The organism is Prevotella vespertina (assembly GCF_009728485.1).
Taxonomy (GTDB): Bacteria; Bacteroidota; Bacteroidia; order Bacteroidales; family Bacteroidaceae; genus Prevotella; species Prevotella vespertina.
The window spans coordinates 110946-127459 of record NZ_VVIQ01000007.1 but is presented as its reverse complement, the minus strand read 5'-3'; the positions used below and the strand labels follow the sequence as shown (position 1 = coordinate 127459).

Sequence of the window (16514 nt, the reverse complement as noted above, 5' to 3'; positions counted from 1 at the left end):
TATTAATATGAAGCTTTCACAATTCAAATTCAATTTACCTAAAGAGCAGGTTGCCCTATATCCTCATTCTTCTAAGCGTGTATTGACACGTTCTGATGGTAGTACGCAGACTTTCACGATCACTCGCCGAGATGAAAGCCGGTTAATGGTTGTACATCGTAAGTCTGGTAAGATTGATATGTTCAAGGGTGAAGTGAATGGTGATCCAACAGAGGATGATTATATCCGCTTCAAAGATGTGCTCAATTACTTCGATGAGGGTGATGCCTTTATATTCAATGATACAAAGGTGTTCCCTGCTCGCTTGTATGGTACTAAGGAGAAGACAGATGCAAAGATAGAGGTGTTCTTGCTTAGAGAACTTAATCAAGAGATGCGCCTATGGGATGTGTTGGTTGAACCTGCACGTAAGATTCGTATTGGTAATAAACTCTTCTTTGATGAATCAGGAACAATGGTTGCAGAGGTAATTGACAATACTACCTCACGTGGTCGTACACTTCGTTTCCTATATGATTGTCCTCACGAGGAGTTTAAACGAGAGTTATTTGCTCTAGGTGAAGCACCATTGCCACGTTACATCATTGATAATCGTCCAAAGGAAGAAGGAGAAGAATTCGCTCATGCAACGAAAGAAGATATGGAGAACTTCCAGTCTGTCTTTGCAAAGAATGAGGGAGCAGTATCTGCGCCAGGTACTAATATTCACTTCTCTGAACACATGATGAAGATGATGGAGATTCGTGGAATAAAGAAATCGTTTATCACTTTGCATTGTGGTTTGGGTAACTTCCATGATATAGAGGTGGAGGATCTGACTAAACATAAGATGGATTCTGAAGAGATGCACATCAATGCCGAGGCTTGTGAGATTGCTAACAATGCAAAGAAAGCAGGACATCATTTATGTGCTGTTGGTGCGAGTGTTGTAAAGGCAACAGAGACAGCTGTTGGTACTGATGGTATGTTGAAGGAATATGATGGTTGGACTAATGAGTTCATCTTCCCGCCTTATAACTTCGGTTTCGCAGATTCTATGTTGGTTAACTTCTATCAACCTTATTCAACATTGTTGATGGAGACTGCGGCTTTCGGTGGCTATGACCTTGTGATGGAAGCATACGACATGGCAGTGAAGAATGGTTATATGTTTGGTTGCTTCGGTGATTCATTGTTGATTCTCAACGATTAATATGCACATAGTTTATTTATCCCTCGGCACAAATCTTGGAAACAGAAAGGCTATTATGCACGAGGCGATTAAACGAATAGGAGAAAAGATTGGCACAGTATTGCGCCAATCTTCTTTTCACGAGACAGAGCCTTGGGGATTTGAAAGTCCTAATCTCTTTCTCAATGCCTGTGTATGTGTCTCCACATCGCTTGCTCCTCGACGGTTATTAGAAACTACTCAAGCCATAGAAATAGAGATGGGACGAGTAAAGAAGTCTATCAATGCACAATATACAGACCGAATCATAGATATTGATATTCTGCTTTATGACAACCTAAATATCAACGAACCAAACCTTGTTATCCCTCATCCTTTGATGGAAGAACGCGATTTTGTGATGTTACCTTTAAAGGAAATATGGGACGACTGAATCGTCTACATACAACAATATAAACTAAATCTATTTGTTTGAGAACTCTCAAACACAATAATCTTGATATAAAATATAACAAACCAATATACTTGACTAATAATATAAACAAATGAAAAGAACAATCTTACTGATGTTAACTGTGTGTGCAAATATTTCATTAGCTAACGCAGATCCTATAACCAAAGCACAGGCTTTGAGTATTGCCTCAAAATATATCAATAAACCAATACTCTCTGGCAATTCTCCTAAGACTCGCTCGTCACAAGCTAATGAGCAACCAGCTTATTACATTTTTACTAATCCAAGCGACAAGAAATTCGTTATTATCTCTGGAGAAAGTAAACTCAACGAGCTCGTGGGTTATGGAGATAAGATGACAGAAAACCCCAACGACCAGCCTCCATACTTCAAAATGTTCTTAAAGGAATATGAACGTGTTGTAAAAGAAGTGCGTTCTAAAGCTACAGCTACTACCCCACAGCGTCCTATCAAACGAAAAGTAGAACCCTTGCTTACTTGTAAGTGGAGCCAGTATGACCCTTTCAATAAGTACACTCCACTAAGTAATGAACAGCATACACCTACGGGCTGTGTTGCAACAGCCACAGCACAGGTGATGTTCTACAACAAATGGCCTAAGAATCGACCACAAGATTATATAGCGTCAACGGGTGATGATGCTAAGAAAAGCGCTACTTATTGGTGGGATGAAATGAAGAACACGACTAACGAGATGAGAACGGAACATTCTCGACAAGCCGTTGGCGTATTGATGTCTGACATCGGTAAGGCTGTCAATATGAGATACTATTATAGAGGTAGTGACTCAAACTTACAATATGCTTGCAATGCACTTCGCGACAAGTTCGACTATACGGTACGTTATCTTGACAAAAACTTCCTTCCTGCCAATGACTTCCTCAATGAGGTGATGCAAGAAATCTCAGACGGATACCCTGTCTTGGTAGTAGGTGGACCTCATGCCTTTGTTTATGATGGCTATGATGAGCAGGGACTCATTCACACCAACTGGGGCTGGGGAGGTGAAAACGACGGATACTTCGACATCAACATAGTTACCCTTAATGTTTCAGGCTTTGCCCTCAATAGTGGAACATTCTGGGACGACATCTCAGTTGTCTTTGCCCATCCTAATGACGGTAAGGCTACACCTTTTAAGGATATAGAGCGCGGATTAGATGCAAGAACCACCACATCGCTCACTATTGACAAGACAGAGGCAAGCCGTTCTGAAAGTTTTAGTGCAAAGATTGAGAAGTTAGGCTCGTATAGTTCGGTGAAAGGTGAACTTGGTGTATTCACTGGCAAGGTTGCACTTGCCCTCTATAATGACAAGAACAAAAAAGTAAAAATCTTCAACTCAACTGCAAGCGACCAGACTTGGGCATCTATCTTTACTTCCATGTCCTTTGATGTTGCTGATATTAACTTTAAGGGTATTGCTGACGGAAACTACCGTTTAGTACCAGTATTCTCTGAGATGCTCGATACCAAAACAAAGGAACACGGTGACTGGAAACCTATCACTCACGCCAATGAAATAGAAGTAAGACTCACTGCAGATGCTGTTCACATCAATACAAATAACCCTAAGGATGTTGTTGTGATTGAGAAAAGCCCAAGTGTACTCTCCCCTTTCTATGAAGATGCTGGAAATGCGGCCTTTAGTTTTACGATGTACAATCCAGGTAGAGAGGAAGTACGTGGCGACTTGGTGATGACACTCACTAATCAAGAGACTAAAGAGGTCTTTAATGGCTATCTACTTACGCCTAACGTTGTTGCACAACGACTTGGTCGATCAACCTTTATCATCAAAATGCTTACGCTTTATTATAGCCCGGGTAAGGTTGGAAAATTGCCCAAAGGTAAATATGACGTAACGCTATCGATAAAGGTTAATAGAAATGGTACGGACGTCAATGTACCTATTAAGATGAAAGAACCTTTCAAGATTGAAGTATTGCCTAAGCCGGACAATGGAAATATTCTGTTTACTTTTATTGATTATTATGCGGATGGTGAATACGCTAATTACAGTACTTTCCAACTTAATAAGGTAAAGAATATCAGTCTGCAAGTACATTCTAAAGTATCTGGCTATCAGATTAGGAATGGCTACCGTGGACCTATCCATTATCGCCTACTCGATTTGACAAGTAACAAGTGGATTGAATTGGGAACAGTACGTAATGTTTATCTTCCTTGTGATGCAGACAACAATGCTGCCCAAACACGTATCACCTTTGCTTCTTCTCAATTAGAGCCTAATCATTCATACGAGATACACATGGAGGTTGAAAGGGATGGGAAACGAGAAGACATTTGGAATCCAAATGTGTTACGCAATGTATTTAATACGGTAGATGAGTTGAAACCTACAGGCATTGGTTTGCTTAAGGAATACAAGAAGTCTGTAAAGAATATATTTACTTTGCAAGGTATTCGTTTATCAAAGACTTGGGACGAACTCCCTGTAGGCATCTATATTATAGATGGTAAGAAAGTGATAAAGACAAGATAACAGAAAAAAGGTAAGAAAGGAAAGCTTAAATAGCTTTGACTTTCTTACCTTTTATATTTTACTTAGCTGTAAGTCTTACTTACGGAGACCTAAAGCCTTTACGATAGCACGATAGCGCTCAATGTCACGATCATAAAGATAGTTGAGTAAAGCACGACGTTTACCAACAAGATGAGTTAGTGAACGAGTAGTAACATAGTCCTTACGATTCTTCTTTACGTGTTCTGTCAAGTGCTTGATTCGATAAGAGAAAAGTGCAATCTGGCTCTCTGCAGAACCTGTATCTGAACTTTTCTGAGCCTTACCAAACTGTGAGAAAATCTCTTCTTTCTTTGCTTTTTCTAAATACATAGTTTTGTTTGATTAATTAATTGTGCAATTACATTCTTCTATTGCCGACCTGCCTTAATCACAACAGACCACAACATCAAATGCATCGGAATATCCGAAAACGCGGTGCAAAGATACAACTTTTTCTCTGAACGACAAGCGTTTTCCATTTTTTATTAGTACTTTTGCACCGTAATTCAGCGTAAGTTTTTAAGGTAAATACATGCAAGATATTCGTAACATCGCAGTTATTGCGCACGTTGACCATGGTAAAACGACCTTGGTTGACAAGATGATGCTCGCTGGTAAGCTTTTCCGTGATGGACAAGACAACAGTGGAGAAGTTCTCGACTCTAATGACTTGGAGCGTGAACGAGGGATAACGATTCTGAGTAAGAATGTAAGTATCAATTGGAAAGGAGTAAAGATTAATATTCTTGACACCCCTGGTCACTCTGATTTTGGTGGTGAGGTAGAGCGTGTATTGAACATGGCAGATGGTTGTCTATTGCTCGTAGATGCTTTTGAGGGTCCTATGCCACAAACTCGCTTTGTGTTGCAAAAGGCTTTGCAATTAGGTTTGAAACCTGTTGTTGTTATTAATAAGGTAGACAAACCTAACTGTCGTCCAGAGGAAGTATATGAGATGGTATTTGATCTTATGTGTGACCTGAATGCTACAGAGGAGCAGTTGAACTTCCCAGTCGTTTATGGTTCTGCCAAGAATGGTTGGATGAGTGAGGACTGGAAGAAACCAACTGATAATATTGAATATTTGCTAGATCTTATTCTTGAAGCAATCCCTGCACCTAAGCAGCTCGAAGGAACCCCACAGATGTTGATTACATCTTTGGATTACTCAAGCTATACTGGACGTATTGCAGTGGGTCGTGTACATCGTGGTACATTGAAGGATGGTCAGAACATCACAATCTGCCATCGTGATGGAACACAAGAGCGCACAAAGATTAAGGAGCTTCATACTTTCGAAGGTATGGGGCATAAGAAGACAGATCATGTCGATTCAGGTGATATCTGTGCTGTAATTGGTTTGGAGAAGTTCGAGATTGGTGATACAATCGCAGATTTTGAAAACCCTGAACCATTACCACCTATTGCGGTAGATGAGCCTACTATGAGTATGCTCTTCACCATTAATGACTCTCCTTTCTTTGGTAAAGAAGGTAAGTTCTGTACTTCTCGCCACATTAGTGACCGTTTGAACAAAGAGTTGGAGAAGAACCTTGCATTGCGTGTTCGCCCTATGGAGGGTTCAATGGATAAGTGGATTGTCAGTGGTCGTGGTGTTCTTCACCTCTCAGTTCTTGTTGAGACAATGCGTCGTGAGGGCTATGAGCTTCAAGTCGGACAGCCACAAGTTATCTACAAGGAGATTGATGGTCAGAAATGTGAGCCTATTGAGGAATTGACAATCAATGTTCCAACAGACTTCTCAAGTAAGATGATTGATATGGTAACACGTCGCAAAGGCGATTTGTTGGGTATGGATGCAGAGGGAGATCGTGTTAACATCACCTTTGAAATCCCATCACGTGGTATCATCGGCTTACGTACTAACGTCCTTACTGCTAGTCAGGGTGAGGCTATTATGGCGCATCGTTTTAAGAATTATCAGCCCTTCAAGGGAGAGATAGTACGCCGTACCAATGGTTCAATGATTGCTCTTGAGACTGGGACAGCCTACGCTTATGCTATTGATAAGCTCCAGGATCGTGGTAAGTTCTTCATTGATGCAGGTGAGGAAGTATATGGTGGACAGGTAGTAGGCGAGCACGTTCATGATAATGACCTCGTTATCAACGTTACAAAGGCAAAGCAGTTGACTAACGTTCGTGCTTCTGGTTCTGATGAGAAGGCTCGTGTTATACCAAAGACAGAGATGAGTCTTGAGGAATGTCTTGAGTATATCAAAGGTAACGAGTATGTTGAGGTAACGCCAAAGAATATTCGTATGCGTAAGATAACGCTTGATCATTTGGAGCGTAAGCGCGAGAACAAGGATTAAATCTTATTTCAATCATAAGACGAGGGGGCGACTATCCAGTGGGGTAGCCGCCTCTTTTTGCATTGTTCGGTGTAATGGATATTTGGTAAACAGATACCTCTAAACCTCTCGACCCCCTTTTGTTTATTACCTTTGTAGCATTTGGTATCCCCTTTCCTCTTATATCTTGCATCTCCTTCTCCTATATCTTACATCTTTCTCTCTTATATCTTGCGTCTTTTTCTCCTATACCTTGCATTAAAAACTCTGGTAAGAAATCTTTGTCTCATCATGATGAAATCAGTGTCTCATCACGATGAAACTTGTGTCTCATCATGATGAAACTAATGTCTCATCGTGATGAAACAAAGAATACACATATATGTAAAAGACGCAAGTCTAGTAGGTAATTAAAAGAAGGTATAGGAGAAATGAAATGCAAACAGGTACTCTAACAAGCGCTAACGCCTAATCCTCGATTCGTATAGTACTACTTCCTTGAACCTTAGTCAATACTTCTAAATAAATAAAGTCCTTGAAGATAGAGGTATCTCACAATCTCTTTAATTCTTCAAGAAACGTCTATTACGCCTCTATTCCATTGTTTATATGCAAGGAATAAGCACTAGTCTTTACGATGAATAAAGTATTGACTAAAACCTTAGCTTACTTGCTTTATTAACAGATTATACTTATTTTTGTAACCGAGTTCATGGCTCTCTCCAATGGTACTAGTTAGTTATTTCGAGAGTAGGGCAGTATGAGATTCAAATAATAAAAGGTTAGTCTATGTTAGGAGCAATAGTTGGAGACATCATAGGGTCAGCCTATGAGTTTAAGAATACGAAGCGGAAAGAGTTCCATTTGTTTACCCCGAAGAGTAAATTCACAGATGATACGGTGATGACGTTGGCTGTGTCTCGATGGCTGTGTGACGATAAGGAGCACCGCAAAGAAACACTGGTTCAACACATGCAAGAGCTTGGCAGGCGTTATCCAACGGCTGGTTATGCTGGTAGTTTTATGCGTTGGTTGTATAATCCAGAGCCTCAACCTTATAATAGCTATGGGAATGGCTCGGCTATGAGGGTGAGCCCCGTTGCGTTCTATGCGCATAGTTTACAGGAAGCATTAGGGCTTGCGAAGATATCAGCAGAGGTGACACACAATCATCCCGAAGGCATAAAAGGAGCACAAGCAATCGCTTCCTCCATTTATCTTGCACGTCATGGAGCAACGAAGAGGGAGATTAAGAGCTATGTAGAGGAGAACTTTCATTATGATTTAAGTCAGCAATTGGATGATATCCGACCTACTTATTCCTATGATATGTCTTGTCAGCATACTGTCCCACAGGCTCTTTTAGCATTCCTTGAGGGTGCCAACTTTGAAGGTGTGATACGTTCGGCGGTATCTATAGGAGGCGATTCTGATACGATAGCAGCAATGGCTGGTGGTATAGCCCAAGCCTTTTATGTGATTCCGAAGAAGCTTTCAAGTTATTGCTATGCCCTTCTGACTCCCGAATTGCGTGGTGTTCTTAATGATTTTGAAGACTTGTTGGGCTGTCGAGAGTCTGATCCTTTTAATATTGAACGTTTCATAGAAGCACAGAATACGAGCAATACTTATCGCCAAGCATTGGCAGAAATGCAGCAAGGACACAAGCAGACGCATTGGATATGGTTTATTTTCCCACAGCTAAAAGGCTTCGGTCACAGTGCGTATTCACAGTATTATGGGTTGGCTGATACCGATGAAGCACACACTTATCTAGCTTATCCACTATTGAACGAACGCTTACGCACAATCATTAAAGCAGTCTTGTTGCATGGCAATATGGATGTGAAAAGGGTAATGGGGAGTAGTATTGATGCCGTCAAACTCAAATCTTCTATGACGCTGTTTGACGTAGTTTGTCCTAATGATATCTTTGAAGAAGTCCTGAAAACGTTCTATGGTGGGGAGCGAGATAGCCTAACCTTGAATAAAATAGGTTTATAGGATAAGCGGATTTAAGTCTGATGAGCAAGCAGGGAGAGTATAATAAATAGCGAATAATATCGTTTTCTATGATGTAATCTTTAACTTAATAACATTCAAAACCCAATGAAACGGATAATTACATTAGCTTTCTTGAGTGCCATCTCGTTAGCTTCTTTTGCGCAGAGTAAGATTGGAAGATGGTCTGTGATACCTCATGTTGGTGTGTCGATAGCCTCTCTAACTCATCAATCAGGCGGTATAGAGGTTGGTGATAATCAATCTCAAGAGGTGAAGCCACAAGCTCGCCCAGGTTTTACAGGCGGTGTCGATGTGATGTATCAGGTGTCTGATAATGTTGGATTATCTATCGGTCTAAGTTACGTCCAAGCTGGTTGTAAGTACAAGGACGTTGATGATAATGGTGTGATATGGCACGATCATTACGCTCGAACGGACTATATCTCGGTTCCTCTTGTGGCTCATTCTTACATTGCGCCAGGACTTTCAATCAACGTAGGTGTCGCTCCTTCTTTCTTAATCTATGGTAAGTATCATGCTGGAATGCTTAGTTATGACCTTGATGCAGATGGGCATAGAACGAATGTGCAAGAGGGTGTGATAGACATAGATACTAAGAAAGGACTACGCAATTTCACCCTTTCAATCCCCGTTGGTATCAGTTATGAGTATGAGAATGTGGTGTTAGATGCTCGTTATAATGTGGGTGTACTTAATGCTTATAAATATGGACTAACCGCCCGCAATAAAGTCTTTGAGGTCTCTGTAGGGTATAAGTTTGATTTGTAAGAACAGCTCTATTACCTTCTTCTAGTCTAACGGAAGTTTGCTGTGAAAGTCTGGCTTGTTTTGATGGAACGCCCTCTTTAATGCGAAGAAGGCGTTTCTTCATGTCAAAGAAACGCCTTCCTTAAATGGAGAAGAGGCTCTCTTAATTTGCACCCATACGTTTTTCCTTCCTTTGGAGATGTTGGGAATGGATTCAAAGACAGCTTATTTTCCCCGTTGTTTCAGTCTACGTAGAAGCCAGAAGTAAGCAGGGATAAGGAATAAATCAGCCATTATCCATGCGACAGGGTCGGCATAACAGACACCTAACCATGCGAAGGTTGGTACTAACCAAAGGCTAACACCACAACGGGCAATCATCTCCATGACACCACTCATCATACTTAAATTGCTATATCCGAGCCCCTGAATACTATAACGGAGGATGACCAGCACACCTAATGACGGATAGAACCAGTTGGCAATACGCATGAGTTGAGCTGCATTAGCGATGACCTCTTGCTCACCACTATTGACAAAGAGCATCATCATCTCGTCTGCAAAAGGATAGATAATCGCTACTGTCAATACGAAGTAAGCCATCATAATCCACATAGAGTCGCGCACTCCCGTCTTTACTCGGTCTAGTCTCTTAGCTCCAATGTTCTGTCCACAATAGGTTGCCATGGCTACCCCGATATTTTCCAGCACACAGGTGAAGAGATATTTAATGCGTATTGCCGCCGTAAACGATGCTACGTAAATCGTACCCAGAGCGTTGTTCGCACTCTGAAGCATGATGATACCAATAGAAGTGATGGAGAATTGCAATCCCATTGGTATGCCATTGTTTAGTAGAATACTAATTTTCTTGTTATCAAAAGAGCGTTCCTCGCCCTTGGGAACAAGGATCGTTAGCTTCTTTTTAATATACCACCAACACAAAACAGAAGCAACTGCTTGACTCAAGAAAGTGGCGAGACCTGCTCCTTCTACGCCCATTCTCAATAAGAGAATAAGCACGATATCAAGCAAGATATTGAGGAATGACGATGCAATTAAGAAGTAGAAAGGTTGCTTTGAGTTCCCCAGTGCACGTATCTGACCTGATAGTAAGTTGTAAGCAATGGTAAATGGAATCGTACAGAACTGTAGGAAGAGGAAGACGTAAGCGTCATGGAACACATCCTCCGGCGTGTTGACGAGGTGAAGAATCTTACCACAAAAAATGCACGAAAGCAATGTGATGACAATAGCCAATACAACGGCAATACGGATGGAATTGCTTACGTAGCATCGCATCTTGTGATAATCGCCTGCTCCGAAAGCCTGTGCTATAGGGATGGCGAAGCCTGCGCACGAACCATTACAGAACCCCATGATAAGGAACATAATGCTGCTTGAGGCTCCAACAGCCGCTAATGCGTTCACTCCTATCCATCGCCCGACGATGGCGGCATCGATGATTAGATACATCTGCTGCAATAGGTAGCCGAGAATAAGGGGTATGGCAAACTTGATGATGGCGCGAGATGGTGCGCCTTGGGTCATACTTTCTGTATGAATTGATTGTGGCATGGTGTGGTTATGTTAGTGGTTGACGAGTTAACGGGTAGACGAGTTGACGAGTTAATAGGTCGTGTCGCTATCATTACAAGCAACTTGTCAACTTGTCAACCCGTCTACTCGTCCACTTGTCTACTCTTTCTCCGGATACAGAAGATGAGCTTCTGTGATGTTATCCAGTACCTCTGTGAGGAATTTACGTGATTCCCACTTAGCCATGGGGAGGTCATGTAGTAGATAGTTACCGCAGTCGCGTGGTGCAGCACCAGATATCTCGCCCTCGTAATCAGCGACGAATTGGAAGGTGCGACGCATGAGTTCTACAATATCCTTCGACTCCAAGTCGCCTTGAAGGATAAGGTAATTACCCGTAAGGCAGCCCATTGGTCCCCAATACACAACTCGGTCTTTCCATTCCGGGTCGTTACGAAGATAGGTAGCAGCCAAATGCTCAATCGTATGGATAGCCCCCACGTGTAGCACTGGCTCACGGTTTGGCTCCTTCATACGTATGTCGAAGGTCGTAACAACCTCGTTGCCAACCTCGTCTTTACGGCTTACGTAGATGCCACGTAGCAATCGCTCGTGGTCAATAGTGAATGATGGAATCTTGTTCATAGTTGCTTTCTTTTTGTTGTTATATTGCTGTGTAACGAGGTACTCACTCCTTATATGATACTAATAAAGTGCTTTGTCACCTCAAAGCTACCATTAGCTATCCTATTCCAGAAGTCGAAGTACTGGCTAGCCTTGTTATCCTTCAATGGAATATCACTGATGACGCGGAAGGATATAAAAGGTTTCTTGTAGACGTGGCAGACCTGTGCAATGGAGCAACTCTCCATGTCAACAGCCGTTGCCGATGGGAACTTATCCAGGATCTGTTGCATCTTTTCCCGTGAGTTAACGAACCATTCGCCACTAACAGTTAGCCCTGCTTTGACATGAATATCCTTACAATCGTTACGTGTATTTAGTGAGAGAGCCTTCTCAATGAGCTCTGTTGGTGCCTTAAAACGGGCTGGCATTCCAATAATCTGACCATATTGCACCTCGTCACCACAATATGCGTCATGGTAAGTACACTCGCTTGCTACCACCACATCAGTTACCTCCAAAGAGGTGTCGGCACCGCCTGCACAACCACTTGATATTACTAAGTCGGGGTTGTAATGATTAATCATCTCCACAGCACCAATAGCCGAGTTAACCTTACCAATACCGCATTGTTGCAGGATAACCTCCTTATCCTCTAGCGTTCCAGTAACGAAGTCTTTATGATGATAACGCTCTGTTTGCGTGTCTGAGAGAATTGACTTGAGTTGCGTGAACTCCTTGTCCATCGCAACGATGATTCCTATTTTCATACTGCAAAGGTACGAAAAAGTTAGAAGTTGGATGTTGTAAGTACTTTGTTTTTTGTAACTTTGCACGCATTAATACGCATACTTTAGAAGAAACAAAACGCTAGAAATATGAGAACTTATAAGAAATTCCTACCTGATGTAGTGGTGGTATTGGTGTTTGCGATTATCTCTTTCGCTTACTTCCTCGTGCCTGTTACACAGGGAAAGATACTCTTTCAGCACGATGCCTCGGCGGGTGTTGGCTCGGCACAAGAGCTTACGGAGTATCAAAATCGTACGGGTGAGACAACGAGATGGACGAACTCTATCTTCGGAGGTATGCCTACTTATCAGATGTCACCATCTTATCAGTCGACCGATGGACTATCACAAGTGATGAACGCTTACCATCTCTGGTTGCCAGATAACGTATGGTTCCTCTTCGCCTACCTGTTAGGTTTCTATATTCTGTTGCGTGCCTTCGACTTCAGACAGACGTTAGCTGCACTCGGAAGTATCATGTGGGCATTCTCGTCCTACTTCCTAATTATCATCGCAGCAGGGCACTTGTGGAAGGTAATGGCATTAGCCTATCTACCGCCAATGATTGCTGGTATCGTCTTAGCCTATCGTGGTAGATACCTGTCGGGATTCATTGTTACGGCACTCTTCACGGCATTTGAGATAAAGGCGAACCACGTGCAAATGACGTATTACTACCTGTTTATCATCCTCTTCATGGTGATAGCTTACCTTGTAAAGGCTGTGCGTGAGAAGCAACTAACAGGCTTTATGAAGTCGACTGGCGTGGTAGCAGCTGCCGCAGTGATTGGTATTGCAATCAATCTATCGAGCCTCTATCACACATGGCAGTATCAGAAGGAGAGTATGCGAGGCAAGAGTGAGTTGGTAAAGAAGGATGCCGCCAATCAAACAAGCTCTGGTTTAGACCGTGACTACATAACACAATGGAGTTATGGCATTGATGAGACTCTAACGCTCTTAGTGCCTGATGCGAAGGGTGGGGCTACTGTCCCATTGAGCAAGAACGCCACTGCTATGGCAAAAGCCGACCCACAGATACAATCGATGATACCGCAACTCTATGATGCAATACCACAATACTTTGGTACGCAGCCAGGCACTAGCGGACCTGTTTACGTGGGTGCCTTCGTGTTGTTCCTCTTCATCTTAGGATTGTTCATCGTGCGTGGCTCTATGAAATGGGCACTACTGGCGGCTACTGTTCTGTCGGTTCTTCTCGCATGGGGACATAACTTCATGGGCTTTACGAACTTCTTCCTCGATTATATACCGATGTATGCTAAGTTCCGAACAGTGGCTAGTATCCTCGTAATAGCCGAGTTTACGATACCTCTTTTGGCTGCGCTTGCCTTGAAGAAGATAGTTGATGAGCCTGAAGTACTTACCAAACAGATGAAGTTTGTCTATATCAGTTTAGCCCTTACAGCAGGCGTTGCGCTATTGATTGCCCTGTTCCCAGGTATGATGGAACCCTTCATCAGCGACCAAGAGCGTCAGATGATAACCAGTATTCAAGGCATGGATGGCAATACTGCTAACACGATTCTATCCAACATTGCAGCGATGCGTGAGGCAATGGTGAGTGCTGACGCATGGCGTTCGGTCATCATTATCTTGATAGGTTTCGCCCTCTTGTTCCTCTACAAGATGAAGAAGTTACGTGCCGATTATATGGTTATCTGCATGGCAGTACTTTGTCTTGTTGATATGTGGCAAGTGGACAAACGATACCTAAATGATGAGATGTTTGTACCCAAGAGTGAGCGTGATATGCCTCATCAAGCCACTTCCACAGACCTTGCCATTATGAAGGATAAGAGCCTTGACTATCGTGTGTTGAACCTCGCTTCGAACACCTTTAACGAGAACGAGACATCTTTCTTCCATAAGAGTATCGGTGGTTATCACCCAGCGAAGTTGCGTCGTTATCAAGAGATGATAGATGCTTACATTGCTCCCGAGATGCAAGCTGCTATGCAGGCAATCGCTGCTAAGAATGGAAATATGCAGGAGGTGGATGGCGCAAAAGTATTCCCTGTATTGAATATGCTTAACACGAAGTACTTCATCTTGCCATTGCAAGGAGGTGCAACGATGCCTTTGCAGAATATTTATGCACAAGGGAATGGATGGTTCGTAGATAAGATTAACTATGTAGCTGACGCCAACGCAGAGTATGCCGGAGTAGGTAAGATTGATGTACGCCACGAAGCCGTTGCAGATAAGAAGTTTGAGTCTGTCCTTGGCAAGGCACAGAGTAACGACTCAACGGCTAAGGTGAAACTCGTCAAATATGAGCCTAACAACCTGCAATACACGATAGACTCTAAGAACGGTGGAGTGGTTGTCTTCGCTGAAATCTATTATCCAGGATGGACAGCAACGATTGATGGTCAGCCTGCAGAACTTGGTCGGGTGAACTACATCCTACGTGCTTTGAATGTGAAAGCAGGCAAGCACACGGTTGTACTCGACTTTCATCCAACGAGTATATCCACGACTGAGACCATCGCTTACATTGCGATTGTTATCTTGCTCTTGGCGATTGCGGGAGCAGGGTATATGGAGTGGAAGAAGAAGTAAACAAATAGACCAACCAACTGGCCCCACCCCCGTCCCCTCCCCCATAGGGAGGGGCGTAGAATGCGAGATACCCCCAATCATTTCTGAACTTGCGGTCATTGCGAGAAGTGAAGTGTGGAGACAAGGGGAAGTCATCACAAAAGATGAAGGTTGAAAAAGAATAAAACAGAATACCCTCACAAGTATATTGGCTTACGAGGGTATTCCGTTTAAAGCAAAGAGTGTTTAGGGCATAGGCTTTATATACTTTTATTGTATAAGGCTTATAACGTTCTTCACCTTTTATATATATTGTAAAATAAGGATAAGAAGAAAATTATGAGACAACGAGTTGAAAAGAAGCTAAACCAGCATTTGATGCTACCGATAAAGCTGTTTATGGGTAGGGAGAAGTCAGGAGGTATCGTTCTGATTCTCAGTGTCGCCTTAGCAATGATATTGGCAAACAGCAATATTGCTGAGAGCTATTTCCATATCTTTGAGCAGAAAGTAGGATTTATCGTCAACGGAGAGCCGTATCTGAATTGTAGTCTGCACCATTGGATTAATGATGGCTTAATGGCTATGTTCTTCTTTGTGGTCGGCTTAGAGTTGAAAAGAGAGTTTATCGGAGGCGAACTGGCTGACATCAGAAACACCATTCTACCTATCGGAGCAGCAATAGGCGGTATGATTGTACCTGCCTTGATATTTTTAAGTCTGAACATAGGTACCCCACAAACGATGGGATGGGGTATACCGATGGCAACTGACATTGCTTTTGCCTTAGGAGTAGTATATCTTTTGGTCGATAAAGTACCTGTATCGGCAAAGGTTTTCCTTACAACGCTTGCCATAGTAGACGACCTTGGGGCTGTGCTTGTCATCGCCTTCTTCTACACTTCCGAACTCTCTATTGCGAGTTTGCTCTTTGGTTTGTGCTTTCTTGCAGTGATGTTTATAGGAAACAGACTCGGTATCAAGAGCCTATTCTTCTATGCCGTACTCGGTATCGGTGGTGTATGGGTAACCTTCTTGCTGTCAGGAATCCACGCAACGATTGCTGCCGTACTCGCCGCCTTCATGATTCCAGCCGATGCAAAGATTAATGAGTCGGTCTATCTCAAGCGTATGAAGAAACTGACAAGACGTTTCGAGAAAGAGGTACCTAACGAGGTGAGAACCTTGGAGGAGGGACAGGTGGACGTGCTGACACATATACAGCACGACACCGAGATTGCAATACCTTTGCTGCAACAGCTTGAACATAAGATGTCACCTATCGTTACCTTCTTGATCATGCCTATCTTTGCAATTGCCAATGCTGGTATCAGCTTCACGGATTTAAGTCTATCTGACATCTTCTCTACCCACGTAGCACTCGGAGTGACATTGGGTCTGCTCTTAGGAAAACCGATTGGTATTATCGGAGCAACTTTCTTAATGGTAAAAATGCGTTGGGCAACCCTTCCAAGTGCCATCACTCGTCGCACACTGCTGGGCTTAGGTATGCTTGCCTCTATCGGCTTCACCATGTCAATGTTCATCTCTACCCTCGCCTTCACCGACGAGCTATTGATGACACAAGCAAAGTTGGGTATCTTCCTCGCCTCCATCTTAGGCGGAATAGGTGGGTATGTGCTGCTGAATAAGAAAAGTAAGTAAAAACAAGCAAACAAGCAGCCCCACCCCCACCCCCTCCCTACGGGGGAGGAGCCAGTTGGTTGGCTGATTGG

General features: G+C 42.8%; 12 protein-coding genes. 8 read left to right on the top strand and 4 right to left on the bottom strand.

Features of this window, described 5'->3' with window-relative positions:
• Window positions 1–7 precede the first annotated feature (7 nt).
• The 3 genes from F0475_RS07795 to F0475_RS07785 all read left to right on the top strand — a co-directional run bounded on the left by F0475_RS07795 (window position 8) and on the right by F0475_RS07785 (window position 4152).
• On the top strand, window positions 8–1192 hold the full coding sequence (locus F0475_RS07795) for an S-adenosylmethionine:tRNA ribosyltransferase-isomerase (RefSeq protein ID WP_155716190.1): 1185 nt from the start codon (window positions 8–10) through the stop codon (window positions 1190–1192).
• A gap of 1 nt (window position 1193) precedes the next feature.
• Window positions 1194–1604 carry a 2-amino-4-hydroxy-6-hydroxymethyldihydropteridine diphosphokinase gene (gene folK, locus F0475_RS07790; protein WP_155716189.1) on the top strand — a complete coding sequence of 137 codons (411 nt, stop codon included), beginning with the start codon at window positions 1194–1196 and terminating at the stop codon, window positions 1602–1604.
• Window positions 1605–1716: 112 nt separating this feature from the next.
• Entirely contained in the window at window positions 1717–4152 is a 2436-nt protein-coding gene (locus F0475_RS07785; RefSeq protein WP_155716188.1) for a C10 family peptidase, read from the top strand.
• A 75-nt stretch (window positions 4153–4227) separates the two neighbouring features.
• Here the strand turns inward: F0475_RS07785 and rpsO are convergent, their stop codons facing one another.
• Window positions 4228–4503: a 30S ribosomal protein S15 gene (gene rpsO, locus F0475_RS07780; RefSeq protein ID WP_155716187.1), complete on the bottom strand. Its 276-nt coding sequence runs from the start codon at window positions 4501–4503 to the stop codon at window positions 4228–4230.
• Between the two features lie 202 nt (window positions 4504–4705).
• Between rpsO and typA the strand changes: the two genes are divergently transcribed.
• The 3 genes from typA to F0475_RS07765 all read left to right on the top strand — a co-directional run bounded on the left by typA (window position 4706) and on the right by F0475_RS07765 (window position 9280).
• The gene (gene typA, locus F0475_RS07775; protein WP_155716186.1) at window positions 4706–6508 is read left to right on the top strand and encodes a translational GTPase TypA; all 1803 of its coding nucleotides are present in this window, start codon (window positions 4706–4708) and stop codon (window positions 6506–6508) included.
• 768 nt (window positions 6509–7276) lie between these two features.
• Window positions 7277–8491: a DUF1810 family protein gene (locus F0475_RS07770; protein WP_155716185.1), complete on the top strand. Its 1215-nt coding sequence runs from the start codon at window positions 7277–7279 to the stop codon at window positions 8489–8491.
• Between the two features lie 105 nt (window positions 8492–8596).
• A complete protein-coding gene (locus F0475_RS07765) occupies window positions 8597–9280 on the top strand; it encodes a porin family protein (RefSeq protein ID WP_155716184.1) in 684 nt (227 codons plus the stop codon).
• A gap of 204 nt (window positions 9281–9484) precedes the next feature.
• Here the strand turns inward: F0475_RS07765 and F0475_RS07760 are convergent, their stop codons facing one another.
• The 3 genes from F0475_RS07760 to F0475_RS07750 all read right to left on the bottom strand — a co-directional run bounded on the left by F0475_RS07760 (window position 9485) and on the right by F0475_RS07750 (window position 12192).
• Window positions 9485–10837, bottom strand: a complete 1353-nt coding sequence (locus tag F0475_RS07760) for an MATE family efflux transporter (protein ID WP_155716183.1) — start codon at window positions 10835–10837, stop codon at window positions 9485–9487.
• Window positions 10838–10957: 120 nt separating this feature from the next.
• On the bottom strand, window positions 10958–11443 hold the full coding sequence (locus F0475_RS07755) for an S-ribosylhomocysteine lyase (protein ID WP_155716182.1): 486 nt from the start codon (window positions 11441–11443) through the stop codon (window positions 10958–10960).
• A gap of 50 nt (window positions 11444–11493) precedes the next feature.
• Window positions 11494–12192, bottom strand: a complete 699-nt coding sequence (locus F0475_RS07750; protein ID WP_155716181.1) for a 5'-methylthioadenosine/adenosylhomocysteine nucleosidase — start codon at window positions 12190–12192, stop codon at window positions 11494–11496.
• A gap of 108 nt (window positions 12193–12300) precedes the next feature.
• On the opposite strand from F0475_RS07750, the gene F0475_RS07745 reads away from it, so the two are divergent.
• The gene (locus F0475_RS07745) at window positions 12301–14799 is read left to right on the top strand and encodes a YfhO family protein (protein WP_155716180.1); all 2499 of its coding nucleotides are present in this window, start codon (window positions 12301–12303) and stop codon (window positions 14797–14799) included.
• 318 nt (window positions 14800–15117) lie between these two features.
• Entirely contained in the window at window positions 15118–16443 is a 1326-nt protein-coding gene (nhaA, locus tag F0475_RS07740; protein ID WP_155716179.1) for a Na+/H+ antiporter NhaA, read from the top strand.
• Window positions 16444–16514 lie beyond the last annotated feature (71 nt).

Coding starts and splice junctions, on each gene's coding strand:
- F0475_RS07795 (WP_155716190.1), top strand. CDS start 8: ATGAAGCTTTCACAATTCAAATTCAATTTACCTAAAGAGCAGGTTGCC.
- folK (WP_155716189.1), top strand. CDS start 1,194: ATGCACATAGTTTATTTATCCCTCGGCACAAATCTTGGAAACAGAAAG.
- F0475_RS07785 (WP_155716188.1), top strand. CDS start 1,717: ATGAAAAGAACAATCTTACTGATGTTAACTGTGTGTGCAAATATTTCA.
- rpsO (WP_155716187.1), bottom strand. CDS start 4,503: ATGTATTTAGAAAAAGCAAAGAAAGAAGAGATTTTCTCACAGTTTGGT.
- typA (WP_155716186.1), top strand. CDS start 4,706: ATGCAAGATATTCGTAACATCGCAGTTATTGCGCACGTTGACCATGGT.
- F0475_RS07770 (WP_155716185.1), top strand. CDS start 7,277: ATGTTAGGAGCAATAGTTGGAGACATCATAGGGTCAGCCTATGAGTTT.
- F0475_RS07765 (WP_155716184.1), top strand. CDS start 8,597: ATGAAACGGATAATTACATTAGCTTTCTTGAGTGCCATCTCGTTAGCT.
- F0475_RS07760 (WP_155716183.1), bottom strand. CDS start 10,837: ATGCCACAATCAATTCATACAGAAAGTATGACCCAAGGCGCACCATCT.
- F0475_RS07755 (WP_155716182.1), bottom strand. CDS start 11,443: ATGAACAAGATTCCATCATTCACTATTGACCACGAGCGATTGCTACGT.
- F0475_RS07750 (WP_155716181.1), bottom strand. CDS start 12,192: ATGAAAATAGGAATCATCGTTGCGATGGACAAGGAGTTCACGCAACTC.
- F0475_RS07745 (WP_155716180.1), top strand. CDS start 12,301: ATGAGAACTTATAAGAAATTCCTACCTGATGTAGTGGTGGTATTGGTG.
- nhaA (WP_155716179.1), top strand. CDS start 15,118: ATGAGACAACGAGTTGAAAAGAAGCTAAACCAGCATTTGATGCTACCG.